At 60.7% G+C, this 26,127-nt stretch carries 27 protein-coding genes; 8 read left to right on the top strand and 19 right to left on the bottom strand.

Annotation, left to right across the window (positions count from 1 at the left end; all coding sequences use genetic code 11):
* Positions 1-93: 93 nt before the first annotated feature.
* The 3 genes from nepI to AB8804_RS19860 all read right to left on the bottom strand — a co-directional run bounded on the left by nepI (position 94) and on the right by AB8804_RS19860 (position 2,565).
* Entirely contained in the window at positions 94-1,278 is a 1,185-nt protein-coding gene (nepI, locus tag AB8804_RS19870; protein ID WP_371189625.1) for a purine ribonucleoside efflux pump NepI, read from the bottom strand.
* Positions 1,279-1,451: 173 nt separating this feature from the next.
* Positions 1,452-2,015 (bottom strand): SRPBCC domain-containing protein, encoded by a 564-nt coding sequence (locus tag AB8804_RS19865; RefSeq protein ID WP_371189622.1) that lies wholly within the window; start codon positions 2,013-2,015, stop codon positions 1,452-1,454.
* Between the two features lie 97 nt (positions 2,016-2,112).
* Positions 2,113-2,565 (bottom strand): DUF1198 domain-containing protein, encoded by a 453-nt coding sequence (locus tag AB8804_RS19860; protein WP_371189619.1) that lies wholly within the window; start codon positions 2,563-2,565, stop codon positions 2,113-2,115.
* Positions 2,566-2,664: 99 nt separating this feature from the next.
* Between AB8804_RS19860 and AB8804_RS19855 the strand changes: the two genes are divergently transcribed.
* Both AB8804_RS19855 and AB8804_RS19850 read left to right on the top strand, forming a co-directional pair.
* Positions 2,665-3,567: a LysR family transcriptional regulator gene (locus AB8804_RS19855; RefSeq protein ID WP_371189616.1), complete on the top strand. Its 903-nt coding sequence runs from the start codon at positions 2,665-2,667 to the stop codon at positions 3,565-3,567.
* A 124-nt stretch (positions 3,568-3,691) separates the two neighbouring features.
* Entirely contained in the window at positions 3,692-4,492 is an 801-nt protein-coding gene (locus tag AB8804_RS19850) for an MBL fold metallo-hydrolase (protein ID WP_371189614.1), read from the top strand.
* A 63-nt stretch (positions 4,493-4,555) separates the two neighbouring features.
* On the opposite strand, the gene uhpT is transcribed toward AB8804_RS19850, so the two are convergent.
* The 9 genes from uhpT to AB8804_RS19805 form a co-directional block, all read right to left on the bottom strand.
* Positions 4,556-5,947, bottom strand: coding sequence for a hexose-6-phosphate:phosphate antiporter (gene uhpT, locus AB8804_RS19845; protein WP_371189610.1), 1,392 nt, complete (start codon positions 5,945-5,947; stop codon positions 4,556-4,558).
* A 133-nt stretch (positions 5,948-6,080) separates the two neighbouring features.
* Entirely contained in the window at positions 6,081-7,391 is a 1,311-nt protein-coding gene (locus AB8804_RS19840) for an MFS transporter (protein ID WP_371189606.1), read from the bottom strand.
* On the bottom strand, positions 7,384-8,889 hold the full coding sequence (gene uhpB / locus AB8804_RS19835) for a signal transduction histidine-protein kinase/phosphatase UhpB (protein ID WP_371189602.1): 1,506 nt from the start codon (positions 8,887-8,889) through the stop codon (positions 7,384-7,386). Before uhpB ends, AB8804_RS19840 begins: the two co-directional genes overlap by 8 nt.
* The gene (gene uhpA / locus AB8804_RS19830) at positions 8,886-9,479 is read right to left on the bottom strand and encodes a transcriptional regulator UhpA (protein ID WP_371189598.1); all 594 of its coding nucleotides are present in this window, start codon (positions 9,477-9,479) and stop codon (positions 8,886-8,888) included. Before uhpA ends, uhpB begins: the two co-directional genes overlap by 4 nt.
* Positions 9,480-9,604: 125 nt before the next feature.
* Complete coding sequence (gene ilvN, locus AB8804_RS19825) at positions 9,605-9,892, bottom strand: acetolactate synthase small subunit (protein WP_181621639.1); 288 nt, start codon at positions 9,890-9,892, stop codon at positions 9,605-9,607.
* A gap of 3 nt (positions 9,893-9,895) precedes the next feature.
* On the bottom strand, positions 9,896-11,584 hold the full coding sequence (gene ilvB / locus AB8804_RS19820; protein WP_371189590.1) for an acetolactate synthase large subunit: 1,689 nt from the start codon (positions 11,582-11,584) through the stop codon (positions 9,896-9,898).
* 106 nt (positions 11,585-11,690) lie between these two features.
* Complete coding sequence (gene ivbL / locus AB8804_RS19815) at positions 11,691-11,789, bottom strand: ilvB operon leader peptide IvbL (RefSeq protein WP_112012348.1); 99 nt, start codon at positions 11,787-11,789, stop codon at positions 11,691-11,693.
* 148 nt (positions 11,790-11,937) lie between these two features.
* Entirely contained in the window at positions 11,938-12,357 is a 420-nt protein-coding gene (locus AB8804_RS19810; protein WP_371189583.1) for a type II toxin-antitoxin system HigA family antitoxin, read from the bottom strand.
* A complete protein-coding gene (locus tag AB8804_RS19805; protein ID WP_371189579.1) occupies positions 12,354-12,668 on the bottom strand; it encodes a type II toxin-antitoxin system HigB family toxin in 315 nt (104 codons plus the stop codon). The genes AB8804_RS19810 and AB8804_RS19805 overlap by 4 nt, the downstream gene beginning before the upstream one ends.
* A gap of 485 nt (positions 12,669-13,153) precedes the next feature.
* On the opposite strand from AB8804_RS19805, the gene tisB reads away from it, so the two are divergent.
* The 4 genes from tisB (at position 13,154) to emrD (ending at position 16,009) form a co-directional block, all read left to right on the top strand.
* On the top strand, positions 13,154-13,243 hold the full coding sequence (tisB, locus tag AB8804_RS19800; protein WP_371189574.1) for a type I toxin-antitoxin system toxin TisB: 90 nt from the start codon (positions 13,154-13,156) through the stop codon (positions 13,241-13,243).
* 64 nt (positions 13,244-13,307) lie between these two features.
* Positions 13,308-13,754 (top strand): GNAT family N-acetyltransferase, encoded by a 447-nt coding sequence (locus AB8804_RS19795; protein ID WP_371189569.1) that lies wholly within the window; start codon positions 13,308-13,310, stop codon positions 13,752-13,754.
* Positions 13,755-13,815: 61 nt separating this feature from the next.
* Positions 13,816-14,649 carry an EamA family transporter gene (locus tag AB8804_RS19790; RefSeq protein WP_371189565.1) on the top strand — a complete coding sequence of 278 codons (834 nt, stop codon included), beginning with the start codon at positions 13,816-13,818 and terminating at the stop codon, positions 14,647-14,649.
* Positions 14,650-14,824: 175 nt separating this feature from the next.
* A complete protein-coding gene (emrD, locus tag AB8804_RS19785) occupies positions 14,825-16,009 on the top strand; it encodes a multidrug efflux MFS transporter EmrD (protein ID WP_371189563.1) in 1,185 nt (394 codons plus the stop codon).
* Here emrD and AB8804_RS19780 read toward each other — a convergent pair.
* Together AB8804_RS19780 and dsdC are read right to left on the bottom strand one after the other, a co-directional pair.
* Positions 15,912-17,000, bottom strand: coding sequence for a cellulase family glycosylhydrolase (locus AB8804_RS19780; RefSeq protein ID WP_371189558.1), 1,089 nt, complete (start codon positions 16,998-17,000; stop codon positions 15,912-15,914). The two genes, emrD and AB8804_RS19780, sit on opposite strands and share 98 nt — an antisense overlap.
* Positions 17,001-17,089: 89 nt before the next feature.
* Entirely contained in the window at positions 17,090-18,007 is a 918-nt protein-coding gene (gene dsdC, locus AB8804_RS19775) for a DNA-binding transcriptional regulator DsdC (protein ID WP_371189554.1), read from the bottom strand.
* Positions 18,008-18,125: 118 nt separating this feature from the next.
* Here dsdC and dsdA point away from each other — a divergent pair, with 118 nt between their 5' ends.
* On the top strand, positions 18,126-19,412 hold the full coding sequence (dsdA, locus tag AB8804_RS19770; protein WP_371189550.1) for a D-serine ammonia-lyase: 1,287 nt from the start codon (positions 18,126-18,128) through the stop codon (positions 19,410-19,412).
* 32 nt (positions 19,413-19,444) lie between these two features.
* Here the strand turns inward: dsdA and AB8804_RS19765 are convergent, their stop codons facing one another.
* The 4 genes from AB8804_RS19765 to AB8804_RS19750 form a co-directional block, all read right to left on the bottom strand.
* Positions 19,445-19,792, bottom strand: coding sequence for a DUF202 domain-containing protein (locus AB8804_RS19765; protein ID WP_112012359.1), 348 nt, complete (start codon positions 19,790-19,792; stop codon positions 19,445-19,447).
* The gene (locus AB8804_RS19760; RefSeq protein ID WP_112012360.1) at positions 19,782-20,129 is read right to left on the bottom strand and encodes a YidH family protein; all 348 of its coding nucleotides are present in this window, start codon (positions 20,127-20,129) and stop codon (positions 19,782-19,784) included. The genes AB8804_RS19765 and AB8804_RS19760 overlap by 11 nt, the downstream gene beginning before the upstream one ends.
* A gap of 91 nt (positions 20,130-20,220) precedes the next feature.
* A complete protein-coding gene (locus AB8804_RS19755; RefSeq protein ID WP_371189542.1) occupies positions 20,221-21,543 on the bottom strand; it encodes a 6-phospho-alpha-glucosidase in 1,323 nt (440 codons plus the stop codon).
* Positions 21,540-23,162, bottom strand: coding sequence for an alpha-glucoside-specific PTS transporter subunit IIBC (locus tag AB8804_RS19750; protein ID WP_371189538.1), 1,623 nt, complete (start codon positions 23,160-23,162; stop codon positions 21,540-21,542). Before AB8804_RS19750 ends, AB8804_RS19755 begins: the two co-directional genes overlap by 4 nt.
* A gap of 222 nt (positions 23,163-23,384) precedes the next feature.
* Between AB8804_RS19750 and AB8804_RS19745 the strand changes: the two genes are divergently transcribed.
* Positions 23,385-24,131: a GntR family transcriptional regulator gene (locus tag AB8804_RS19745; protein ID WP_371189534.1), complete on the top strand. Its 747-nt coding sequence runs from the start codon at positions 23,385-23,387 to the stop codon at positions 24,129-24,131.
* Here the strand turns inward: AB8804_RS19745 and AB8804_RS19740 are convergent.
* Positions 24,099-25,760 (bottom strand): putative transporter, encoded by a 1,662-nt coding sequence (locus tag AB8804_RS19740; protein ID WP_371189531.1) that lies wholly within the window; start codon positions 25,758-25,760, stop codon positions 24,099-24,101. The two genes, AB8804_RS19745 and AB8804_RS19740, sit on opposite strands and share 33 nt — an antisense overlap.
* Between the last annotated feature and the right edge of the window lie 367 nt (positions 25,761-26,127).

The raw sequence follows: 26,127 nt of genomic DNA, 5'->3' as shown, positions 1-26,127 counted from the left end.
GCCCTCTCCCCAAAGGGGCGAGGGTGAAAAGACAGCACCGAGCAGTCCCCTCTCCCCTTTGGGGAGAGGGTTAGGGTGAGGGGGGAAAATTGACTACTTAGCTTTAACCTTTCCCGCCACCAGCAGCGCGGTCAGCAGCATCAGCGTGCCGGAAATCACCAGCGGCGACGTCAGCCCTAAATGGTCCAGCGCAACGCCGCCCACCGCCGCGCCGCAGGTGTTTGCCAGCTGGATAACCGCCACCTGAATCGACCCGGCCTTTTCCGCCTGATCGGCCAGCGAGCGGGTGATCCACGTTGACCAGCCCACCGGCACCAGCGCAAAGGCGAAGCCCCAGACGATCGCAACGGCAGACGCAACCCACTTGTCGCTTCCCCACAGCACCAGCACCGCTGCGCTCATCGCCAGCACCAGCGGCGCGCCCGCCAGCGCCACCTTCAGGGAGCGTTTCAGGAACTGGGACGACAGCGAGGTGCCGACAAAGCTGGCGATGCCGAAGCTCAACAGCACCAGCGTCAGGCCGTCGACGTCAAAACCTGCCATGGTCATAAAGACCGGGCGGATGTAGGTAAAGAAGGCAAACTGCCCGGCGAACGCCAGGAAGATGGCGGTCATCCCCGCCAGCACGCCCGGGCGCTTGAGCAGGCTGAACATGTTCTGCTTGTGATGCGCCGCTTCGCCCGGCAGGGACGGGAGCGCTTTCCACACCCAAATGATGCAGAGCACGCCCATCACCGCCGCCGCGTTAAACACGTTGCGCCAGCCGATAATCCCGCCGAGGAAGCTGCCCAGCGGCGCGGCGATCACCAGCGCGATAGAGACCGCGCCGAAGATAACGGAGAGCGCTTTTGGCACCGTGCGCGCGGGCACCAGGCGCATGGTCAGCGAAGCCGACATCGCCCAAAAGCCGCCGAGCCCTAATCCCAGACAGGCGCGCCCGAGCAGCAGCAGGGTAAAGCTGTTAGCAAACGACACCAGCAGGCAGGAGGCGGTCAGCAGCACGCTGAACAGAATCACCACTTTGCGGCGGTCGATAGCGCCGATCGCCTGGGTGATAAACAGGCTGGCGAACATCGCCACAAAGGCGGTGACGGTAACGGACTGCCCCGCCACGCCTTCGGAAATACCCAGATCCTGCGCCATCGGCGTCAGCAGGCTCACCGGCAGAAACTCTACGGTGATCAGGCAGGCAACGCAAAACGCCACGGAGAAAACCGCCGACCAGTTGGGGCGTGAGACCTCGCTAATGTGGGAAGCGGAGTGAATGTGTTCTGTCATGGCGTCACCTGAAGATATAAACGTGCGGAAAAGTCGCGCAGTTTATCATCAAAAGTGTGACCAATTTAACGTTTCGACAACTTTTGCAGTTTTTTGTTGTAGTGTCGTGCCCTCTCTCACGGGGAGGGGTATCCCCACGAACTACAGGCTGGCACAGAATACTCCCTCTCCATTCAGGGAGAGGGCTGGGGTGAGGGGGAACATACGGCTGTGGTGGTTATTCCGTTCACTTTACGAGCCGCATTCGCTAAACCCACGATCCACTCCTGATGCCCGTTAATCATCGGGTTCGGCACGGCGCGCGCTAATTCCTGCGCCGGAACGCCCTTTTGGGACTCCTGGGTCAGAATGCGCACTCGGTTTCCCGGCAGGTCTTCAAACAGCCAGGCGTGGATCACGTCCAGCCGCGCGTTCGCATCCCCTTCCACCCAGCCGTGCCACGCAATGCGCGCCGCTTCTCCCTCAACGGGCGGGACGTACTCCGTCACCAGCGCCTCAACCGGGAAGCCGAAGGTGGTGAAGCGGAAGCGGGCGTTTGCGCTCAGCTCCGGGCCGCTGCCGTCGAGGAAGCGGATATCCTGAGCGTTGCTGTAGTAGGTTGGCCACAGGGTAGTGTCGTTGAGCTGTGCCCAGACCTCTTTCGCGCCGATCCCCGCGACGATGATTTCGTTGGATGCAAAGTTATCGGTAGTGCCCGGCAGATAGTCGTTCGGCCAGATAATGGCGGATTGTTTCATAGTTCACCTCATCAGCTAGTGGATGAGGTGATGGTGCGCCCGTGAGTGGTATAAATCTAATGACAATGCCTTATACTCTTCATCACGTTTCGTGATATCAGTGCAGGTAAAACACGCCCTCTTCTGGCAGGAAAAGCTGGTTGTAGCGCAGCTGGAAGGCGTTAAGCTCCTGCGGGTCCGGCTCTATTTCGCGCATAAAGCCGAGCGCGAGGCGGATTTGCGCGTCGGTGATCGGCGAAGCCATGCGGGCTTTACGCAGCAGGCGGTGCCAGGTGTGCAGGTTCTCTTCGCTGCCGTCGACAATGCAAACCTGCCAGATGAGCAGCACCTGGACGGCGTTTTGCAGATGCGCCTCGTCCGGGCGCTCAAGGTAGCGGATAAACTCATTGCCGGACGATTTGCCAAACTGGTCGATCATCGACTCGACCGGCATCGGGGTGATCCCCAGCCGCTCGCTTAAGCGTTTGATGGCGCGGCGAGAATCCGAGGTCAGGACGCGAAACCCAACCACAAACACCACGGCAAGCGTTGCCAGCATTATCCAGACCATGCGTTCTCCTTAGAATAGCTGCTCATCATAGCGGGAAACGCGCGGCGTCGACAGCGGGCAACGCCATAATAGTGAACTGAAAAGAGGTGGAAAACGGCCATGAAAGCAGATCTGCGCACGCTGGATCTTAACCTGCTGAAAACGCTCGATGCCCTGCTGGACGAACGCAGCGTCACCCGCGCGGCGGCGCGTCTTGCGCTCACGCAGCCTGCGGTAAGCGGCATGCTCAACCGCCTGCGGGACTACTTCGACGACCCGCTGTTTATCCGCGCCCCGCACGGCATGGTGCCGACCACGCGCGCGGAAGATCTTGCTGCGCCGGTGAAGCGCATCCTGGCGGACATCGACGTCCTCTTGCAGCCCGTGGCGTTTGACCCGGCTGACGCCGACCTGACATTGACCCTCGCCGCCACCGACTACGCGCTGCGCGCGGTGGTTGTGCCGTTTATCGCCGCGCTGAAGGTGCAGGCGCCTAACATCCGCGTGCGCGTGGTGCCGGTTGAGCCCGAGCGTCTGGTCAGCCAGCTTGAGCAGGGGAAAATCGACCTGGCGCTTTTAACGCCGCACACCACGCCTGACGAGCTTCACAGCCGCGCGCTTTATGATGAACGGTACGCTTGCATGATGCGCGCCGATCACCCCGACGCCGGAAGCCCGCTGACGTTAGATCGGTTCTGCGCCCTGGAGCAGGTGCTGGTCTCCTACGAAGGGGAAAGTTTTCACGGCGTGACGGACGACGCGCTGGTAAGGATTGGACGCACGCGCCGCGTGGGGCTATCGGTAAGCAGCTTTTTAGTGCTACCGGACGTGCTGGCGATCTGCGACATGATCGCCATAGTGCCGGAGCGGATGGCGGAAAACCGCACGGGAATGTACGTTTGCAACGCGCCGGTAGACATTCCGGGTTTCACCAAAAGCATGGCCTGGCACGGGCGCACGCACCGCAATCCGGCGCAGGTATGGCTGAGGGGGTTGCTGCTGGAGACCAGCCAGCGTGCGTAGCCCTTTGGCATTCCCCTTTTCAGAAGTTTGAGGTGCCAGGAGGAAAGCGCTATCTCAATGGTGTATCGTCGATGAAAAATCATACCCGCCGATAGCGAATATTCACGCCAGGGAAAGAGCGAACATGTCCATTACGATCAGCGTCCTGCTGGAAAACCGACTTCATTCCAGCGCTAACCCTTCACTGCGCGCTAAAGCTGGACTCAGTCTGTTTATACAGGATGAGAATGATTCGATTCTGTTTGATACCGGACCTGATGATAGCTTCCTCCACAACGCGGCGCTGATGGGGGTCGATTTGACCGGCCTGACCGCCGCGGTGCTTTCACACGGCCACTACGATCACTGTGGCGGCGTCCCCTGGCTGCCAGAGGCGTGCCGGATCGTATGCCATCCCCTTATCGCCAGCGAACGCTACTCGGCGATACGCTTTTCAGGCTATACCGCGCGAATAAAAAAACTGTCGCTGAACAATGACTATTCACGTTTTCGCATGGCATACAGCCGCGCCCCGCTCCAGATTGGGGAGCGCTTTATGTGGTCCGGGGAGATCCCCGTTGCCGTACCGCACGCATACGGTGTTCTCGGCGCTGACAATGCGGATGAAGACTACGTAACGGATGAAGGGGTGCTTCTCTATAAATCTGACCGTGGCCTGGTCATTTTTATCGGCTGTGGGCATCGCGGGCTGATCGATATTGTGCGTCACTGCCAGAGCATAACCGGCATTCATCACGTTCATGCGCTTTTCGGCGGCTTTCATCTGCGCAGTGCATCCCCGCAAAAGCTCTGGGCAGTCAGGCAGTTTTTACGCGATCTGAAACCCGATCGTGTCATGGGCTGCCATTGCACCGGCAGGTGGGGCAATGTGTGGTTGCCGGACGCCGTCTCCCCGTCAACGGGCGACGTGTATGTTCTGGGCTAAGTCTCAAATCAACGAATAAAAAAAAGCCCGGCCATCACGCCGGGCAAAAAGTCACCTGCACACTCAGGCTGCTTTCAATTTCTGCGCGCGATTCTCACGGCGGATCTTACGTTCTTCCAGCACCGCTACCATCGCCATCAGGACGATACAGCCAATGGCGGCGGCGTCCAGCGCGGCAAAGGTGCCCGCCCAGCCGGTGAGGCCGAAGATTGGCGTGCCGTCGGCGATCATCCCCAGCCCCAGCTTGGCGAAGCTGTCGCCGATCAGGTAGGCGAAGGTGCCCTTAATCCCATCGGCCGCGCCGATCGCTTTTTTCGGCACGAAGCCAACGGCGGCCACGCCGATCAGCAGCTGTGGGCCAAACACCAGGAAGCCGAGCGCGAACAGCGACGCCAGGTACACGTACTGGTTGCTCGCATGCTGATACACGCCGAGGGTGGCGATAATCAGCGCCAGCGCAACGCAGGCCACCAGCGCGCGACGGCCGTTGGCGAGGTCCGAGAGCCAGCCCCACAGCAGCGTGCCGACCAGCGCGCCCACTTCAAACAGCGTAAAGCCCTGAATCGCCACCTCTTTAGAGAGCTTCAGCTCCTGGAAGGCGTACACGGTAGACCACTGGTCAATGCCGATACGCACTACGTAGAGGAAGATGTTCGAGAAGCACAGCAGCCAAATCACTTTGTTCTTCAGCACGTACTCCACGAAGATCTGCCACTTGGTCATGTCGTTCTCTTCGGTCTCTTTGTCCTCTTCGCTGATCTCCTCGCCGAACAGCTCTTCGGCTTTGCCGAGGCCGTAGGATTCCGGAGAGTCGCTGCCGAAGCGCAGGCCGATAAAGCCCACGATCAGCGCGATAATCGACGGGAAGATGAACATGCCGATGACGTGGCCGTCGAACAGAACGTTCGCGCCAAACAGCGCCACGCCCGCCGCGCCCGCGCCGCCAAGGTTGTGGGAGATGTTCCACATGCCAAGGTACGACCCGCGCTTGCGGCGCGGCGTCCACTTGGTGATGGTGGAATAGCTGCACGACCCGCCGGTGCTCTGGAAGAAGCCGCTCAGGGCGTAGAAGGCGATCATCAGGAACAGGCTGATGGAGCCGGACCCCATGCTGGCGCTGAAGCCGAGCATGCAGATGGCGGAGAGGATCAGCATAAACGGCAGGAACTGCTTGGTGTTTTTGCCGTCCGCGTAGTACGACACCAGCGTTTTCCCCACGCCGTAGGTGATGGAGAAGCCCAGGCCAATCATCCCCAGCTGCGTCATGCTCAACCCGTAGGTCGAGATCATGTCGTTCTGCGCGATGTTAAAGTTCTTGCGGATCAGGTACATGGTCAGGTAGCCGATAAAGACCACCAGATAGGATTGCATGAACGGTTTGAACCACATCTTGCGCCGCACGTCGAGCGGCAGATCCAGGGTCGGCTTGCGCACCTGATTTAAGAAGGCCAGCATGACTGAGTTACTCCTGAGCTGATTTTTGCAGGCATTGTAAAAATCAGCCGGGCAACGCGCCTGAGACAGCGTCCAGGTAAAACCGGGAAAATTTCCTAGTTTTGCGCCATTCGGAGCGGAAAGGTGAGGCGCATCACGCTTCGCGCGGCGCCTGCGCGTGCAGGAACGGCAGCAGCAGCAGGGCGGAGATGCCCGCCGCGATGGCGATCACCGCGAAGAAGCCGCTCCAGTGCCAGATGTCGATCACCCGCGCCAGCGGCCAGCCAGAGAGCGACGCGCCGAGGTAGGCAAACAGCCCGACAAAGCCCGTCGCCGCGCCCGCCGCCTCCTTGTGCGAGCATTCCGCCGCCGCCATGCCGATCAGCATCTGCGGGCCAAACACGAAGAAGCCGATGGTGAAGAAGCACGCCGCCTGCATCACGTAGCTGGCGAACGGCATCAGCCACAGCGAGCCGACGGAGAGCAAAATCCCGGCGGCGAAAATCAGGTTCATCGGCCCGCGGTTGCCGTTGAACAGCTTGTCCGAGCCCCAGCCCGCCACCAGCGCGCCGATAAAGCCGCCGAGTTCGAACATCGTCACCGCCGAGTTGGCGGTCACCAGATCGACGCCGAGCGTCTCGGACATGTACAGGTTGCCCCAGTCGTTGATCGCCGCGCGCACTACGTACACCAGCACGTAGCACAGCGACAGCAGCCAGATGTACGGGTTTTTCAGCACGTATTTGGTGAGGATCTCTTTGCGGGTCAGCCCCGCGCCCTCCTGCTGCTGGGCGATCTCCATCTCGTCGTGCCGCCAGTCACCCACCGCGGGCAGCCCGACGGCCTGCGGCCTGTCGCGCAGCCGCCAGCAGAGAAACAGCCCGGCGATAATCGCCAGCCCGCCCGCAATCATCATCCCCGCGCGCCAGCCGTAGTGCAGCGCCGCCGCGCCGACCACCATCGGGATCAGCGCCCCGCCCACGTTGTGCGCCGTGTTCCAGATGGCCCACCAGCCGCCGCGCTCGTTGCGCGAATACCAGGCGGTGAGCAGGCGGGCGCACACCGGCGCGCCCCAGCCCTGGAAAAAGGCGTTCAGCGCCCACAGCAGCGCGAAGGCCCACAGCGAGGTGGAAAAGCCGAACAGAATGTTCACCACGCCGGTCGCCATTAGCCCGACGCCCATAAAATAGCGGGCGTTGGAGCGGTCGCTGACGATACCGGAGAAAAACTTCGACAGGCCGTAGGTGATGTAAAACAGCGTCGCCAGCAGGCCGATATCGGTGCGGGTCATTACGCCGCTGGCGAGGATCTCCGGCGCGGCGGCGTTGAAGCTTTTGCGCGTAAAGTAGAAAAGCGCATAGCCGAGCCAGAGGGTGATCAGGATGTGTTGACGCCAGTAGCGGTAGCGGGCGTCGATTTCCGCTTTGTCGACGAGCGGCGCGGCGTTAGCAGGCGTATTAAACATGGTGGCTCCGTAGCGGTAGGCTGACGCTGACGCGCGTCCCGTGGGTGCAGGAGATGCTTAGCGTGCCGCCCAGCGCCTTCACGCGCTCGCGCATCCCCGCCAGGCCAAACCCCTGCTGGCCCGAGCCCGGCGGCAGGCCGCAGCCGTCGTCCTCAATCACCAGCATCAGGCGTTCGTCCTGCTGCCAGCCCTGTATCGTGACCGCGCTGGCGCTGGCGTGCTTCACGATGTTGTTCAGCCCCTCCTGGCACACGCGGAACAGCGTCACGCGCTGGCCTTCGCTCAGCGTCCGTTCATCAATACGCCAGTCGAGATGGCTAACGATGCCGCGGCTTTCCAGCTCCATCTCGCGCATCAGGGAACGCACCGCCTGTTCAAGCGACAGATCGTCCAGCTGGCGCGGGCGCAGCCTGCCGAGCAGGCGGCGCACCGAGTCGTAAACGCCAAGCGAAAGCTGCTCGATATGCGCCCCGCCCTGCTTCACGCCCGCGTTCTCCGCCGCCAGGCGCTGCACGATGCCCGCCTGGGTGCGAATGGCGGTGATGGTCTGGCCGATGTCGTCGTGCAGTTCGCGCGCGACCTCCTGCCGCACGCTCTCTTCGGTCTCCAGCAGCCGCTCCGCCAGGCGGCGGTTGCGCGCCAGCTCGGTTTGCAGGGACTGGTTCAGCTCGCGCAGCCGCTGAATGCCCGCCCCGAGCAGCAGCCCGGTGAGGCTCTGGGCCAGCAGCGAGAGCAGCAAATCAACGGGGTGGTCGTGCCAGGTCTGGCTGGCGATCAGCGCGATGGCGTTCATCAGGGTGGCGATCAGCGCCCCCTGCCAGCCGTAGTGCCAGGCCAGGGCGATGATCGGCAGCGCGAGGCAAAACGGCGTAAACCGTGAAAGCTCGGCGGGCAGGCCGAGCTGCAGCCACAGGCTCACCACGAACAGCAGCAGATACCAGATGAGGTGCCGGGCGCGCCAGTTCACCGGCTGCGAAACCAGCGCGGGCCCGAGCGGCTGCCAGACGGTGCTGGTGAGATAGTGCCAGATGACGAGGCAGGTCGGCGCGAGCGTCAGGCCGCCCGTGAGCGTGAGGAGCAGCGCGTTCAGCATCTCTTTTTCGCCCACCAATGGCAGCGACTGCAGCAGCGCGGCGGCAATCAGCGCCGCCCCCTGGCGCAGCAGCGTTCGCCAGTCCCGCTGGTGGCGATAGCGGGAGATCAGCGCGACCGGGAGCAGCGTTAGAATGCTTCCGGTCATCAATAAGGGCAGATGCGCGAGCGCCACTTCCTGCGCCAGCCAGACCAGCAACAGCCACTCTGCGCCCAGCAAAACGGGCCAGTAGCCGCGCGGGCACTGGAGCATCAGCCCCAGGCGCAGGCCGAAGGGGAACAGCAGCACCGCCAGCTCGGGGCGCTCTACCAGGTGCAGGCTGATGCTCCACAGGCAGAACCACGCGGCGGAGAAGATAAAAAAGCTGGCGAGTACGGCGATCAGCCGCGAAAAGACGGCGCTCATTGCCAGCCGTCAAACATGCGTCGCGCAAGCTCCACGTCGTTGCTGACGCCGAGCTTTTCCATCAGGTTGGCGCGGTGGACGTGCACGGTTTTCGGCGACAGCCCCAGCTCGGCGGCAATCTCCTTCACCGCCATGCCCTGCGCAAGCTTTTCCGCCACCTGGCGCTCGCGCTTAGTGAGCGGGTCTTGGCGGCTCGCCGCCAGCTTGATGGCGATGTCCGGCGTCAGGTAGCAGCCGCCGGTCGAGACGGTGCGCACGGCAGCGATCAGCTCGTCCGGGCTACAGCGCTTGGAGAGAAACCCGCGCGCACCCGCGTTCAGCGCCTGCTCCACCAGCGCCGGGCTGTCGTGGACGGAGAGCATGATGGTCGCCATCCCTTTCGGCAGCTGGCTCAGCAGCTCCAGCCCGGAAAGGTCGGGCATCGAGATATCGCAGATGCAGACCTGCACGCCGCGCCCGGGCAGACCCGCCAGCGCCTCGCGGCCCGAGCCAAACTCCGCCACGACCTGAAAATCCGGTTCGAGGTTCAGAAGCTGGGCAAATCCGGAGCGGACGATAAGGTGGTCATCAATAAGGGCGATGGTGGTCATGGTGTGATCCTGATGCGTGAACGCGCCGGATGGCGGCGTAAACGCCTTATCCGGCCTACGGGTTACGTCCTTGTAGGCCGGATAAGCGCAGCGCCATCCGGCAAAAGCCGCTTACCTTAAGTGATTTACTCGAAGAACACCGCAATTTTGTTAAACATGGTGGGATCGGACTGGTTGCGCACCACTTTGGTCACGTCTTCCAGCTTGTCGATCTGGGCCATCATCTGCTCCAGACGCTGGTCGTCGTTGACCAGCAGCCAGATGCGGCTGTGCTCGCTGCCCTGAATCGGCAGGCAGAGGATGCCCTCCACGTTAAACGCGCGGCGGGCAAATAGCCCGCAGACGTGGGTCATAACGCCCGGGTGGTTGCGGACGGTGAGCTCCAGAATGACGTTATCATGTTGTTTCTGCATGGCTTATTCCCCCACCATCTCAGTATTGGCCGCGCCCGGCGGCACCATCGGATACACTTTTTGTTCTGGGTCGATACGCACGTGGATCAGCGCCGGGCCGGGGCGAGAAATCGCCGCCTGCAGCGCCGCCTGCGCGTCCTCTTCGGCGTTCAGATCGCAGGTGTGCAGGCCAAACCCGGCGGCGATCTGCATAAAGTTAATCATCCCCGGATAGGTCGCGGCAAACACGCCCTGCTTGTAGAACAGGCTCTGCTGCTGGTGCACCAGCCCCAGCGCCTCGTTGTTCATCAGGATGATTTTCACGTCTAACTGGTTTTCGGCCGCGGTCGCCATTTCCTGAATGTTCATCATCAGGCTGCCGTCGCCGGAGAAGCAGATAACTTTGCGATCCGGGTTCGCCAGCGCCGCGCCGACCGCAGCGGGCAGGCCGAAGCCCATCGTGCCCAGGCCGCCGGAGGTCAGCCACTGGCGCGGACGGTTCAGCGGGTACGCCTGCGCGGTCCACATCTGGTGCTGGCCCACGTCGGTGGTGATAATCGCGCTGTCGTCCACGCAGGCGGCTACGGCGTTGATCAGCCCGTAGTGGCTCAGCGGATCGCCCTCGGTCGGGATGGCGCTCGGGAACTCGTTTTGCAGATCGGCCACCAGCTGGCGCCATTCCTGACGCGGATTGGCGTCAGTCTGCGGGATCAGCTGCGCCAGCACTTCCGCCACGTCGCCCTGAATCGCCACGTGCGGCTGCTTGATTTTGCCCAGCTCGGCGCGGTCGATATCCACGTGAATGATTTTCGCATTCGGGCAGAACTGCTCGGTTTTGCCAATCGCCCGGTCATCAAAACGCGCGCCCATCACGATCAGTAAATCCGCCTCCTGCAGGATGAAGTTGGTGCTGCGCGCGCCGTGCATCCCCAGCATGCCGAGAGAGAGCGGGTGCGCTTTTGGCAGCATGCCGAGCGCCATCAGGGTCATGGTGGTGGGCAGGTTGGCTTTTTCGGCGAACTGACGCGCTTCCTCAGCGGCGTTGATCGCCCCGCCGCCCAGATAGAACACCGGACGTTTGGCCGCATTAATCATCGCCGCCGCGTCGCGCACGCTCTCGGCGCTGAATTCCGGCGCGGGGGCGCGCTCGCCCGGCTCCGGCAGCACGTCGATTTCGATCTCTGCGGTCTGAACATCCTTAGGAACGTCTATCCACACCGGGCCGGGACGGCCGGACTGCGCAATGCGGAACGCATCGCTGATAACCTGCGGGAGCTCGGCGATGTCGCGAACCAGGTAGTTATGCTTGGTGATGGGGATAGAGATGCCGTAGGTGTCCACTTCCTGGAACGCGTCGGTGCCGATCATCGAAGAGGGCACCTGGCCGGTAATGCAGACCAGCGGAATGGAGTCGAGGCGCGCGTCGGCGATGGCGGTCACCAGGTTGGTCGCGCCCGGGCCGCTGCAGGCCATACAGACCGCCGGTTTGCCCTGGGTGCGCGCCATGCCCTGGGCGATAAAGCCCGCGCCCTGCTCGTGGCGCGCCAGCACGTGGCGGATTTTCGTGCTCTGGCTTAACGCATCGTACAGCGGCAGCACCGTCCCGCCCGGAATACCCGCGACGGTGGTAATGCCCTGTCGTTCCAGTAAATGCACGATTAACTGCGCGCCGGTAAAACGCGTTCTGGTGGATGTTGTGCCCGAACTTGCCATGCTCCAGTCCTTTTCTTCTGGGCCGACTTTCCGGGGAGGGTTCTAAACTAAAAACCCCGCCCGGTTTGCGCCGGCGGGGTTTTGGATTCGTGTGTTGATCCAGTCCCTACGGCGCACTGCCGACGACCACCACCACACGCACGACGACCACTGCGGCTGGTTGCGCAGTTTTTAGTAGGGTCGAGGTGAACAGAGATGGAGTCATTAGGAACCTGTTTCTGGAATCATTGATGGAATTTATACAACCACAGGTTTTTCAGCGTGACAATGGAAATATTTTCATCTGGACGAAAATGCGTCAGGGATCACGTTTCGTTTGTTGGGTAGTGAAAACGGCAAATGCGCGATTTGCCTCACTCGATAAACAGCGCTGGCGATACGCCAAAGCGGGCTGCCAGCTTTTTTATATGGTTCAATGTAAGCTGTCTTTGACCATTTAACACCCGTGAAACCATTGATTTACTGCCAATTTCATCCTGAAAATCCGATATCGTCAGGTTGTACTGATCCATCAAGGTTCTTAAAACCGCAATACCGACAGGAACGGACTCCATCTCCTTGCGTAATGCGACTATCTCTGGCCGATTGGCTTCGTAACGGCTAATCCTGGCGCACACAATATCCAGCAAGGGACTATCGGGCTCGTTCATAAGCAGATACTCAACCAGCTCAAGCGCATCTTTATAATCTTTCTCGTTCGGCTGTTCACCCAGTAAAGGAACGGCCGCAACAAGGGCATGCGTAGCTTTCATTGCATCAGCGACGATCATCATTTCTTCCCCTTAGTGCGATGTTTCTCCGTAAAACGGTCATATTCCTTATGAGTAAAAACATGGCGCACATAAAACTTTTGGCTTTCAAAGAAGATGAGAGCCACTACTCTAAGATTGTTGTTTGCAATATCAATAACATAATGCTTATCCAGATACTTCAAGTTATCCAGCGTAGGAAACAGTTTTTTCAGCGCAGCAGGCGTCGGACAGTGGCTCTTTTCTATGGTGCGGCCCAAAAAGAGGAGTTCTTCTTTGTGCTGCGGAAACTGGGTTACCGCATCCAAAATAGCTTTCATAGAGATTAAATGCATACTGCATGCCTGCCGCGTCCGTTGCCATTATGGCAATGGTGACATTTATTGCCAATATGTCAACGGGCATTTTTTGTGAGAAGCCCAGAAAACAAAAAACCTCGCCTAAGCGAGGTTTTTTTCAGGGTTTTGCGGCTGGTGACCGCGGAACACACTGTGTTACGTCAACGCAAAAAGTATACGCGATCGCAGACGACCGCGCAATTCAGGCACGGATTTTGACGTTTTTGAGTATGGATCGGCTTCACGTTTTTGTCCATAAAATACTGTTCATGCATACAGTATTTATCTATACTGAGGGTGTTCGCAGTGAGCGAGGGGGCCGCAGTTCTACCGGCGCAACGAAGTCCTGGCTGAAACGGGTGGTGCCGTCAGTGCCTTAACCCCTGAAGTGAGCACACTGTGTTACGTCAATCCAGGTGCTGGCCACAGGCGGCGGAAAGGTACGCCAGCATCGTGCTCCTTTTAACCAAAAGGAGACGCGTATGAGCGTCGTGGATATGGTTGTACTTGTCCTCAAACTCATTGTTGCTGTACTGCAACTGCTTGATGCTGTCCTGAAATACGTTCGGTAATTCAGGTTCAAGTCGCACCTGAGAGGGGCGGGCAACCGCCCCTCTTTAATAACGAGGGAATGCTATGTCGCGTCTGTTAATTGAGCCTGTTACGCCGGATGAACCGGGCTATATCGCCCTGAAGGCAGAGAGTATCGCGTTGAATTTCAACATGCTGCGCAGGCTGGAAGAGAACTGGCTGCGGGGCGAAAATCGCTTTAACGCGCCGGGGGAAAAGCTGCTCGGAGCGTTTCTTGGCGGCAAGCTGGTCGGCGTGTGCGGGTTAAACCGCGACCCGTTCAGCCAGCAGCCGCGCGCCGGACGTATCCGCCATCTTTACGTCAGCGAAAAATGCCGCGGGCTGGGCATTGGCAAACAGCTGTTAACCGTGGTGATGGCCGATGCCAGCATCTGGTTTGATTTTCTTAACGCCCATGCCCCGGACGCCGTGCACGGGTTCTACCACCGCGCCGGGTTCTCGCCGGTGATGGACGAGCCGCGCGTTACGCACCGTCTTTTTTGCGCGGTGTAAGCGGTGGCGGCTTCAGGGTGCGAATGTTACAGTTGGATGACAATTCACCACCTGACGCGCCATGACCATCACCGTTTTCTGCATCCTGCTGTTTGCCGCGCTGCTGCACGCCAGCTGGAACGCCATCGTTAAAGCCGGAACGGACAAGCTCTACTCCGCCATTAGCGTGAGCGGCTCCGCCGCGCTTATCGCCGCGTTCCTGCTCCCGTTCTCGCCGCAGCCCTCCGTCGAAAGCTGGCCTTTCCTGATCGTCTCCTGTGCGCTGCAGGTGGTGTACACCGTGCTGGTGGCCAAAACCTACCAGGTTTCTGATATGAGCCAGACCTACCCGCTGATGCGCGGCACGGCGCCGCTGCTGGTGGCGCTGATCAGCGTGCTGGCGCTGGGAGATAGCCTGTCCTGGCTGGCCTGGTCAGGCATTGGCGTGATTTGCCTGTCCATTCTGGCGATGGCGATGAACGGCAGAATGCAGTCGCGCAAGGGGATTTGGCTGGCGCTGCTCAACGCCTGCTTTATTGCCGGGTATACGCTGGTGGACGGCACCGGCGTGCGGCTGTCGGAAACGGCGCTGGGCTATACCCTGTGGACGTTCTTCATGAACGGCTTTTGCCTGCTCTGCTGGGCGATGGCGGCGCGCCGCCGCGAAGCGTCCCGCTACCTGCACCAGCACGGGAAAAAAGGGCTGCTCGGCGGCGTCGGCACCATGGGTTCCTACGGCCTGGCGCTGTGGGCGATGACCCAGGCGCCGCTGGCGGTAGTGGCGGCCCTGCGCGAGACCTCCATCCTCTTCGGCGCGCTGATCGCGTTTTTGCTGTTAAAAGAGAAGGTTGCCGGCATCCGCATTATTGCGGCGCTCGGCATTGCGGGGGGCGCGATCCTGCTGCGCCTGGCGTAACACAATGGCAACTTATGTTGCCGATGTTGTGTACAAAACCTGACTTATCCCCTTCATGCATTCATCGCAGCAATACTTAACTTGTCATCTGAGTGTGGTAGATTCCTCGCGCATTTATGGGAATGCGTAGTCACTTATTCTTGATTTCTCTCTTTTGGCAAAAGTATTCAGCGACATGAAAAAGCAAAGGAACGTTAACTTACTGTTGATGCTGGTATTGCTGGTGGCCGTCGGTCAGATGGCGCAAACCATCTACATTCCAGCGATTGCCGATATGGCAAAGGAACTGAACGTCCGCGAGGGCGCGGTCCAGAGCGTGATGGCCGCCTATCTGCTGACCTACGGCGTCTCGCAGCTCTTTTACGGCCCGCTGTCCGATCGCGTTGGCCGCCGCCCGGTGATTCTGGTCGGCATGTGCATATTCATGGTGGCCACCGTGATTGCCATTACCACCTCCAGCCTTACCGTGCTGATTGCCGCCAGCGCCCTGCAGGGCGTCGGGACGGGCGTGGGCGGGGTGATGGCGCGCACGCTGCCGCGCGACATGTACCAGGGCACGCAGCTTCGCCACGCTAACAGCCTGCTCAATATGGGGATTTTGGTCAGCCCGCTGCTGGCGCCGCTGATTGGCGGCCTGCTGGACACGATGTGGTCCTGGCGCGCCTGCTACGCCTTCCTGCTGGTGCTGTGCGTGATTGTCACCTTCAGCATGGCGCGCTGGATGCCGGAAACACGTCCGGTGGACGCGCCGCGCACGAAGCTGCTCGCCAGCTATAAGACGCTGTTCGGCAACGGATCGTTTACCTGCTACCTGCTGATGCTGATCGGCGGCCTGGCGGGCATCGCGGTGTTCGAAGCCTGTTCCGGCGTGCTGCTGGGCGCAGGGCTTGGCCTGAGCAGCATGGTGGTCAGTATTCTGTTTATCCTGCCGATCCCGGCGGCATTTTTCGGTGCATGGTTTGCCGGACGCCCCAACAAACGGTTCTCCACCCTGATGTGGCAGGCGGTGATCAGCTGCCTGCTGGCGGGCGTGATGATGTGGGTGCCGGGCCTGTTCGGCGTGATGTCGGTCTGGACGCTGCTGATCCCCGCCGCGCTGTTCTTCTTCGGCGCGGGGATGCTGTTCCCGCTCGCCACCAGCGGCGCAATGGAGCCGTTCCCGTTCCTCGCCGGAACGGCGGGCGCGCTGGTCGGCGGGCTGCAGAATATCGGTTCCGGCGCGCTGGCGTGGCTCTCGGCGATGATGCCGCAGACCGGCCAGGCTAGCCTTGGCCTGCTGATGACGCTGATGGGGCTGCTGATTTTACTGTGCTGGCTGCCGCTGGCGTCGCGCGTTTCGCATCACGAGCAGCCGGTTTAACCGCATGATGGCCCGGCTTCTCGCCGGGCTTTTCACAGACGGGTGCGATCATGGCCTGCAGCAAGGGCTCTGACGCAGGCCGCCATGCCCCCTCTTCCCCGTCATAAAACTGAATATCGGCATTGATGGCGTACGGGATTTTCGCTTTTTGCAGCTCGCAGGCCATAAACGTGGCGAACGCCATTTGCGGCGCGGTTGGCGTAAAGCGAATCGACTCGCCCACGCCCCAGCCGCCCACCCAGCTGACGTGCCCGGTTTTTTGCTGCCAGCGCAGCGCGGCAGAAATGCGGCTGCGGATTGCCGCTTTTTCCTGAGCCGTTCCCGACGTCCACGGGTATTTACCGTTATTTTTGAGCGGCCCCCACGGGAAAATATGCCACTCCGCCAGCAGATAGCTTTGGCTGCGTGCGGGAAGCTTGAGGCTGGTGAGATCTTCCGGCGCGGCGCGCAGGCGGGGTGCGATGAATATCATGCGCTGCGGGTCAATCTCGTGAACGGCTTTGATCGTTTTTTCGTAGACGCGGTTAAGCGAGGCGAGGTTATGGTTGAGCTTGTCCGCCGGTTCGTAAATAAGATCGAATCCTAGCAGCGGCGCGCTTTTACCGAAGTAGTGCGCCACGGCGATCCACCAGTTAACCACCTCTTTTTCGTTATCGGCGTTCGGGCTGTTTTTATATTCATCGGCCTGATAGGCAATAATCGGGATCGCACCGTACTGCTCGCAGGCCTCGACCAGCTTGCGCAGGTGGATCAGCCGCGCTTCGGTCGGTTCACCGGCGACGCGGATACGCACGTGGGTGATGCCCTTCGCGCGAAAGTCGCGAACCACCAGCGGATCGAACTCGCGGATGCCGCGCTCGGTGCGGGCCCAGTCGACGTCCATGCCCACGCCGAGCTGCTGCGCGTAGCGCGCAGCCGTCAGCGGCGGCTCTGCGGCAATGGCCCAGCCGGAAGACAACACGAGCGCAGCGGCAATCAAAGGCTTTAACACGGCGTACCTTATGAAAAAAATCAAAAGCAATAGCCTGTATTTAGCACGCTTTTTCACATTTGGTGTAGCGCCAATGCGTAATAATTTCTTCAGCTCGCCCGTTCCTTCAGCCAGCCGATAAAGGCGTCAATTTTCGGCCACTGGCGGCCTGAAAGCGTTGCAACGTAATAGTGCTGGCGGCATTTCAACGTCTTCTCACCAAACGGCGCGATTAACTCTCCGCGCTCAAGGCGCTTTTGCACCAGGCGCTGTCGCCCCATTGCCACGCCGACGTGGTTGATCGCTGCGATAATGGATAAATCAGAGCGATCGAACCCAATGCCCGACGATGTCGGCATGTTCACCGCAAATTGCTGCGCCCAGCCGTTCCACTCATCGGTGCCCGAATCATTGCTCCAGGCCTGTCGGTCGTGCAGAAGCGTGCAGCGGCTGAGATTTTGCGGGTTATTAAGCAGCCCGTGTTCGCGAGCATATTCCGGCGAACATACGGGCAGAATCGCCTCGTCCATCAGAAATTCATGGGCAAGATGGCCCGGCGGCGCAGCGTCGAAGTAGATCGCCAGATCGACGCCCGTACTCTGCATGTTGACGTCATCATTGCCGGTGAGCATGGTCAGCGAAATCGCCGGGTAGCGGCGGGTGAAGTCGCCGAGCATCGGCACCAGCCAGCACTGGGCAATGGACGGGCGCGAGTAGACGGTGAGCGTGCCGGACAGCGCCTGGTTTTTGATATCCAGGATCTCCTGGTTCAGGGTATTGAGCGAGGATTTGAGCGTCCAGTAAACGCGCCTGCCCTCCTGCGTCAGCGCCACCTTTCGGTGCGAGCGCGCAAACAGCTGAATGCCCAGCTCCGCTTCCAGCAGGTTGATGCGGTGGCTCACCGCGCTGGGGCTGAGCGACAGCTCCCTGGCCGCCAGCGCAAAGGACTCATGCCGCGCCGCCACCTCAAAGGTGTACATTTTTGAAAGCTGCCAGCCGTTAAGCAGCCGATTTTGGCCATCCGTCACGCTTTTCCTCCGGGTTTGATCCAATCTGGCTCACCTGAAACGCAATATATATCATTTGTCAGCATGCCTCTTTTTTTTGTCCAATAGCCCACACGATCCGATTGCGACGAGATAAACAATGGAAAACACACGCGCAGCGGCGCTGGCCGCACGGTTTCCTCTTATTGAGGAATTGATGGCCCTGAAAGACGTCACCTGGCTGAATCCGCGCGCCGCATCGCTGGCGGAAGGTCTTCCGCACGTTGGGCTGACCCAGTCCGACGTGGACGAGGCGCACGCGCGCCTCAGCCGTTTTGCGCCCTATCTGGCTAAGGCGTTTCCGGAAACGGCAGCCGCGGGCGGGATTATCGAATCTGAACTGGTTGCCATTCCGGCAATGCGGGCGCGGCTGGAGAAAGCGTCCGGCAAATCCATTCCCGGCACGCTGCTGCTGAAAAAAGACAGCCATCTGCCGATATCCGGCTCGATAAAGGCGCGCGGCGGGGTTTATGAAGTGCTGGCCCACGCGGAAAAGCTGGCGCTGCGCGCGGGATTACTCAACACAGATGATGATTACAGCATCCTGCTGGAGCCGCGCTTCAAGGACTTTTTCAGCCGGTACAGCATCGCCGTGGGATCGACCGGCAACCTGGGTATGTCCATCGGCATCATGAGCGCCCGCCTCGGCTTTAAGGTAACGGTGCATATGTCTGCCGACGCCCGCGAGTGGAAGAAAGCGAAGCTGCGCAGCCACGGCGCGATCGTCGTGGAGTATGAGCAGGATTACGGCGTGGCGGTCGAGCAGGGGCGCAGGGCGGCGGAGAGCGACCCTGACTGCTTCTTTATCGACGATGAAAACTCGCGCACGCTATTCCTCGGTTACGCGGTAGCGGGCGAGCGGCTAAAGGCGCAGTTTGCCGCGCAGGGCCGCGCCGTGGATGCCGAACACCCGCTGCATGTTTACCTGCCGTGCGGCGTCGGCGGCGGCCCCGGCGGCGTGGCGTTTGGCCTGAAGCTGGCGTTTGGCGACCACGTGCACTGCTTCTTCGCCGAGCCGACGCACTCGCCGTGCATGCTGCTGGGGGTGTATACCGGCCTGCACGATAAGATTGCGGTGCAGGATCTGGGCATCGATAACGTCACGGCAGCGGACGGGCTGGCGGTAGGACGCGCCTCCGGCTTCGTGGGCCGCGCGATGGAGCGGCTGCTCGACGGGTTTTACACGCTGTCCGACCAGAGCATGTACGACATGCTCGGCTGGCTGGCGCAGGAGGAAGGCATTCGCCTGGAGCCGTCGGCGCTGGCGGGAATGGCCGGGCCGCTGCGCTTCCCCGCGGGGGCCAACGTCACCCACCTCGTGTGGGCGACCGGCGGCGGCATGGTGCCGGAAGACGAAATGGCGGCGTATCTGGCTAAGGGAAAGTAATTATGCCGGGTGGCGGCTGCGCCTTACCGGGCCTACAGGTGCAATATTTGCTGAATGTGGGTAACGGCAAAGAGTAAGGACAGCAGCAGCACCGCCAGCGCGATCAGGAACTTATCCCGCACCGCTTTCGGCTGGACAAAATCATCCTGCGCCACGTCCATCAGGTTGCGGCTGCGGGTGTAGCGCCACAAAATGACCGCCACCAGCGCCAGCACGACGATTGAGATCCAGAACGGCGCCCCGGTGCGGTGCCAGTTGTGCTTAATCGCCAGCGCGATCAGCGCGCCGTATCCCAGCAGCGTGCGCAGCCAGGCAAGAGAGGTTCGCTCCGGCTGCAGGCCGGGATCGGCTTCGCGCCGCGCCCGGCGGCTATCCGGCATAGAACACCAGCACCATCACCACGCCCGCCACCGCCAGCAACAGGACGCTGATAATGAGCAGCCCGCGCGTGTAGGGCAGATCCTGCTTCAGGCGCATCGCCTTCTCGTTGCGCAGCCAGCGCAGATAGCCGTAAATCGCCAGCACGCCCGCGAACAGGCACAGCAGCAGGGCCAGCACTTCGCGGATCAGCGGCGTGGCGAAGTCGGGGGCCAGCTGGTCCAGGCCAACGCCCGCGGCGAGAAAGCCCAACGCGGTGCGGACCCACGCTAAAAAGGTGCGCTCGTTAGCCAGAGAAAAGCGGTAGTCCGGCGCTTCGCCGAGGCGGGAAATTTTCATGGAGGTTCCTTGTCGTGCTGCGGGCAGGCTTCAGCATAGCGTAAATCGACAGGGACAAAAAACCGGCATCGGGCGATGCCGGTCGTGAGGGTTAGTGCAGCTCTGGCCAATAGTCCTTATTCGCCTCGATCAGGTCATCCAGAATCGCTTTCGCGACGGACGCGCTCGGCACGGTTTTCGACAGCGTAATCGCCTGCCACAGCTTCTGGTACGAGCGCTGCTCCCAGGCGTCCACCACCAGTTTTTCCACCGCCACCTGCTGGCTCATCAGCCCCTTCTGGAAGTGTGGAATGTCCCCGACGGTCAGCGGCTCCGGCCCGTTATGGCCCACCAGGCACGGAATTTCCACCATCGCGTCGGCGTCGAAGTTATGAATCGCCCCGTTGTTCGGCACGATCAGCAGCATCCGCTCCTGGGTGTTGAAGGCGATAGCCGTCGCCAGATCGACGATGTAGGACGCATGTTCGTCGATTTCCAGCTCGCCCGCGGAGGATTTTCCGGCTTCGATAATCGCCCGGCACGAGCTGAACACGTGCTTCTCGCGGTGGTCCATCACCTCGTTGGCGCGGGTACGTTCCGGGTTGGAATGCGCGACCACGTAGTCCGGGAACAGGTAATACTTGAGGTAGGTGTTCGGCATGGTGTCCGGGTCCAGCGCCTGCACGTCTTTGGCCTTGGCGAAGGTGTCGTTCCAGCTCGCTTCGGTGTGCGCGTCTTCCGACGGCGGCACATAGCCGTTTTTCGCCACGTATTCGCGCAGTTTCGGCATCAAATCGTTGCCGTTCAGGTCTTCAATCGACGTCCACCAGCCGAAGTGGTTCAGGCCGTAGTAGCGCACGCGCATCTCTTTACGATCCTTCAGGCCGACGATCTGCGCCATTCGCCCTTCAATGCCGATCGGCATATCGCAGATGTTGAGGATTTTGGCGTTAGGCCGCAGGCGGCGGGTGGCTTCCGCGACGATGGCCGCCGGGTTGGAGTAGTTCAGCATCCACGCGTTCGGGGAGTATTGCTCCATGTAATCGACCAGCTCCAGCACGCCGCCGATGGAGCGCATGCCGTAGGAGATCCCGCCCGGTCCGCAGGTTTCCTGGCCCAGCACGCCGTGGCGCAGCGGAATTTTCTCGTCTTTTTCACGCATCGGGTATTTGCCCACGCGGATGTGCGCCATCACGAAGTCCACGTCGGTAAAGGCCGCTTTCGGATCGGTGGAGTAGCTGAACTCGACGTCCGGCGCCTGCTCCTGAAGGATGATTTTGCACGCCTCGGCAATGGTCTCCTGGCGCGAGCCGTCGTTGTCATAGAACTTCAGGGCGCGCAGCGGGAAACGGTCACGGTTGGCTAACAGCATCAGGACGATACCCGGCGTAAAGGTACTGCCGCCGCCGGCAATGACAACTGAGAATTTTTTCATGATATAGCCTCTGTCAGGGTGGTTTGTTCGTGGGTTAAAGGGGTTTTCATCAGCGATTCAAGCTGGTCGCGCACCTGGGGAACGTGCAGGCCGACAATCACCTGGATGCCGTTGCCGCGCCGCACCACGCCGTGCGCGCCAAGGGCCTTGAAGACGTCGTCGCTTTGGGTTTTCGCCATGTCCACCAGCGCGATGCGCAGGCGGGTGGCGCAGTTGTTGATGCTTTCAATGTTGGCCGCGCCGCCGAGCGCCTGCAGGAATCCCGCGGCCTGCCCGACCTGCTGGCTGGCCGCCGCCGGGGCGGTGGTTTGCCCGCGCGCCGCCTTATAGTCCGCCTTGCTGTAGAGCTTGATTTCGCTCTCTTCGCGGCCCGGCGTTTTCAGGTTCAGCCGCTCAATCAGCGTTTTAAAGACCACGAAGTAGAGCCCGGTGAAGCACAGGCCAATGGCAATCTGGGTGAACATCATCGACGCGTGGTTATGGAACATCGGGATCCAGTTCTGCGGCAGGAACTGGTCCAGCAGGCCGCCGCCCATGTTGCCGACCACGCCGAAGGCATACATCACCGTCGCCATGGTTGCCGCCAGCACGGCGTGGACGGCAAACAGCAGCGGAGAGATAAACAGGAAGGTAAACTCCAGCGGCTCGGTAATGCCGACCAGCACGGCGGTGAGCGTGGCGGGGATCAGCAGGCCCGCGACCTTAACGCGGTTTTCCGGCGACGCGGTGTACCACAGCGCCAGCGCAATGCCGATGGAGCCAAACACCTTCGAGTTGCCGTGCAGCGCAAAGCCGCCTTCCGGGAACAGGGTTTTCAGCGGTTCGGTACTCTGGCTGAACGCCTGCAGGTGCTGCGCCCAGTAAACCTGAATGCCGCCCTCAACCGCCGCCGGGCCGAAGATGAACGGGCCGTAGACGAAGTGGTGCAGCCCGGTTGGGATCAGAATGCGCTCGAGGAAGGTATAAACCCACACGCCGAGCGCCCCGGCGGAGCGCAGAAAGGCCTGCAGCGACTCGATGCCCATCTGCACCTTCGGCCAGCCGAGCAGCGTCAGCCACGCGCAGGGGATCATCACGAAAAAGGCGAGGATGACCACAAACGAGGTGCCCTGGAAAATGCCCAGAAAGACCGGCAGCGGCTTGTCGAAATAGCGGTTGTGAATGGCGGTGACGATGCCTGAAATGACGATCGCCCCGATGATGCTGGTGTCGAGCGTTTTAATGCCCGCTATCATCGCCAGCCCGCTTCCGGCGGTCGGTTCGGCGGAGAAATCGACGCCAAAGAAATGGCCCCAGGTCATCCCCATCGCGTTAATGAAGTAGTTCCAGGTCAGGAAGCTAATCAGCACCGCCAGGCACGCCCGACCCTGCGCCTGCTTCGCGAGGCCAATCGGCAGGCCGACGGCAAAAATCAGCGGCATGTTGCGAAAGACCGCCCATCCGCCCTCTTCAATGATGTGAACAATTTGCGCGAACAGATGATCGGGCGCGGTTAAGGCCTCGCCCACGAAAAGCGGGTTGCGAAGCATAATGGCGATTCCCACCACGATCCCGGCGAACGGAAACAGCAACACCGGGGTAAACATGGCACCGCCAAAACGTTGTATTTGACTGAGCATTTTTAAATCCTCACGTAACAACCTGTAGGGGAGAGTGGCCTTTGTAATTTTTTGCTGGCCTGAAGGGAGCATAAGAATTTACTAATGTGTGAACATGGCGCGCCGCTGCGATTCGTGATCGCATTCATGGTTTTAATTTGACCAATGAGGTCTACTTTTTGCGGTAAATATGGACATGTAAGGACGTAATCCACGCGCTGAAGCAGGCAGAGAGGTCTACTGGTGATCTACAAATCTATTGCTGACAGATTGCGGCTGCGGCTCAATTCGTCGGACTACAACGTCGGCAGCCCGCTGCCCGGCGAGAAAGCGCTGGCGCACGAGTTTGGCGTGGCGCGGATGACCATCCGCAAGGCGCTGGACCTGCTGGTGAGCTGGGGGCTGGTTGAGCGCCGCCACGGCAGCGGGACGTTCGTCGCGCGCAAGGACGTTCACCATGAAACCACCAACCTGACCGGGCTGGTGGAGGTGCTGCGCCAGCAGGGAAAAGAGGTGTTGAGCAAGGTGCTGCAGTTTGAGGTGATGCCCGCCCCGCCCGCGATCGCCAGCCAGCTGCGGATTCAGGTCGACGAGCGGATCTATTTTTCACGGCGCGTGCGCTACGTTGAGGGGAAGCCGCTGATGCTGGAAGACAGCTTTATGCCGGTGAAGCTGTTCCGCAACCTCTCGCTGGCGCATCTTGAAGGGTCGAAGTTTGACTACATCGAGAAGGAGTGCGGGATAACCATCAGCGGCAACTATGAGAGCCTGACGCCGGTGCTGGCGGACAGGCAGCTGGCAAGCTATATGAACCTGCCGGAACAGACGCCGCTACTGCGCATTACCTCTCTTTCCTACAGCGACAGCGGCGAGTTCCTTAATTATTCCGTGATGTTCCGCAATACCAGCGACTATCAGGTAGACTATCACCTGCGGCGCATTCACCCGGACGACCTGCTAGCCTATCCCCCAGAACAGCACCGCCAATAGCTGCGGGGTGATAATACGCAGGAACATCACCAGCGGATAAACCGTGGCGTACGACAGCGCCGCCGCGCCGCTGGTGGCGTGCAGGTTATTGGCAAAGGCCAGCGCGGGCGGATCGGTCATCGAGCCTGCGAGCATGCCGCACAGCGTCAGATAGTTCATTTTGGCGAACATTCGCGCCAGTATCGCGACCGTGAGCAGCGGAATGGCGGTGATGAAAATACCGTAAGCCACCCAGCTCATCCCCTCGCCCTGAACCAGCGTGTCGACAAAGTCGCCGCCGGACTTCAACCCAACCACCGCCAGGAACAGCACGATGCCGAGCTCGCGCAGCGCCAGGTTAGCGCTCGGCGGCATAAACCAGTAGAGCTTGCCGATGCAGCCGATGCGCCCGAGGATCAGCGCCATAATCAGCGGCCCGCCCGCCAGCCCCAGCTTGAGCGCCACCGGGAAGCCGGGCACGTACAGCGGAATGGAGCCGAGCAGCACGCCCAGCCCAATGCCGATAAACACCGGCAGCATCTGCACCTGCTGCAGCTTCTGCTGGGCGTTGCCGACCATGTCCGCCACGGCGTCGATGGAGGACGGCCGTCCGACGAGGTTGAGGATATCGCCAAACTGCAGGCTGGCCTCCGGGCTGGCGACCAGCTCAACGCCCGCGCGGTTAAGCCGGGAGATCACCACGTCGTAGCGTTCTTTTACCTGCAGATCGCGGATTTTCCTGCCCAGCACCTTCTCGTTGGTCACCACGACGCGCTCGACGCGCATGTCGGTACCGCGCGTCGAGAGCGACGTATCGACCTCCTGGCCAATCACCAGCCGGGCGTTGTTGAGGTCCGCCGGCTGCCCGACCAGATGGAGCAAGTCGCCGTGCTGGATCACCGTGCCCGGCGAGGGCACCATCAGCATATCGGCGCGCTTCAGTCGCGAGCAGATAATGGTGGCGCTGTTCAGGATGGGCACGTCCTGAATCGCCATGTTGTTCAGGTTGGGATTTTCCACGCGGATATTGATGGTTTTGATCAGCGCGTGGCCGTTGGTGAGCGTGCTTTCGTGGTCCCTGGCCTCTTTATCGACGTTAACGCGGAACAGGACGCGCACCAGCCACATAGACAGCAAGATGCCGCAAATGCCAAACGGGTAGGCCATGGCGTAGCTCATCCCCATCTGGTCAACGACGTCCGGGGCGATGCCTAAATCACGCAGGATCTGCTGCCCCGCGCCCAGCGCGGGCGTGTTGGTGACCGCGCCGGAGAAAATGCCAAGCACCACGGGAAGCGGTATCGCAAAAATCTTGTGCAGGACGGCGGTGACCAGCCCGCCCATCACCACGATGCCGAGGGCGAAGAGGTTTAGCCGCAGCCCGGAGACGCGAAGCGAGGCGAAAAAGCCCGGCCCCACCTGGATGCCGATGGTGTACACGAAGAGGATCAGGCCAAATTCCTGAATGAAGTGGAGCATATCGGCGCTGAGCGTAAGCCCAAGCTGCTCGGCGAAATGGCCGACAAAAATCCCGCCGAACAGCACGCCGCCGATGCCAAACCCGACGCCGCGAATTTTGACATTGCCAATCCATAGCCCAACCACCGCGACCAGGGCCAACACGCTAACGGTTAACGCGATATCACTCATGATCACTTTCCTTGTCATAACCTTAGTTATGATAAGGATTCTCTCAGAGCCGGTAACCGTTGTATGGGGGTTGGCGCACAAAAAAGCCGAAGGTAAAAGCAAAACGATCACCCGAAGGTGACCGTTTTTAGTGTTTGCACCCTCTCCCCGTGGGCTGAGGGATCCCCAGAAAATTTTTAACCAGAAGCGATTACGTTTTTATCAATAAAATTAATAAGTTAAAGCGACACCCTGGTCCGACTGAAAATCGCCGAAGTGTTTCCTGAAGGCCGGGGCGGCCCGCCGGGGGGGGGGGGGGCGGGGAATCCAGCCCGGGGGGCGGCGGGGGGCCCCCCCCCCAACCCCCAAGAATAAACAGGGGGGGCCC

It is taken from the genome of Enterobacter sp. KBR-315C3_2022 (assembly GCF_041399425.1).
In the GTDB taxonomy this organism is placed as follows: Bacteria; Pseudomonadota; Gammaproteobacteria; order Enterobacterales; family Enterobacteriaceae; genus Enterobacter.
Note: the sequence above shows the minus strand (reverse complement) of the source record. Positions and strands in the feature narration are given on the sequence as shown.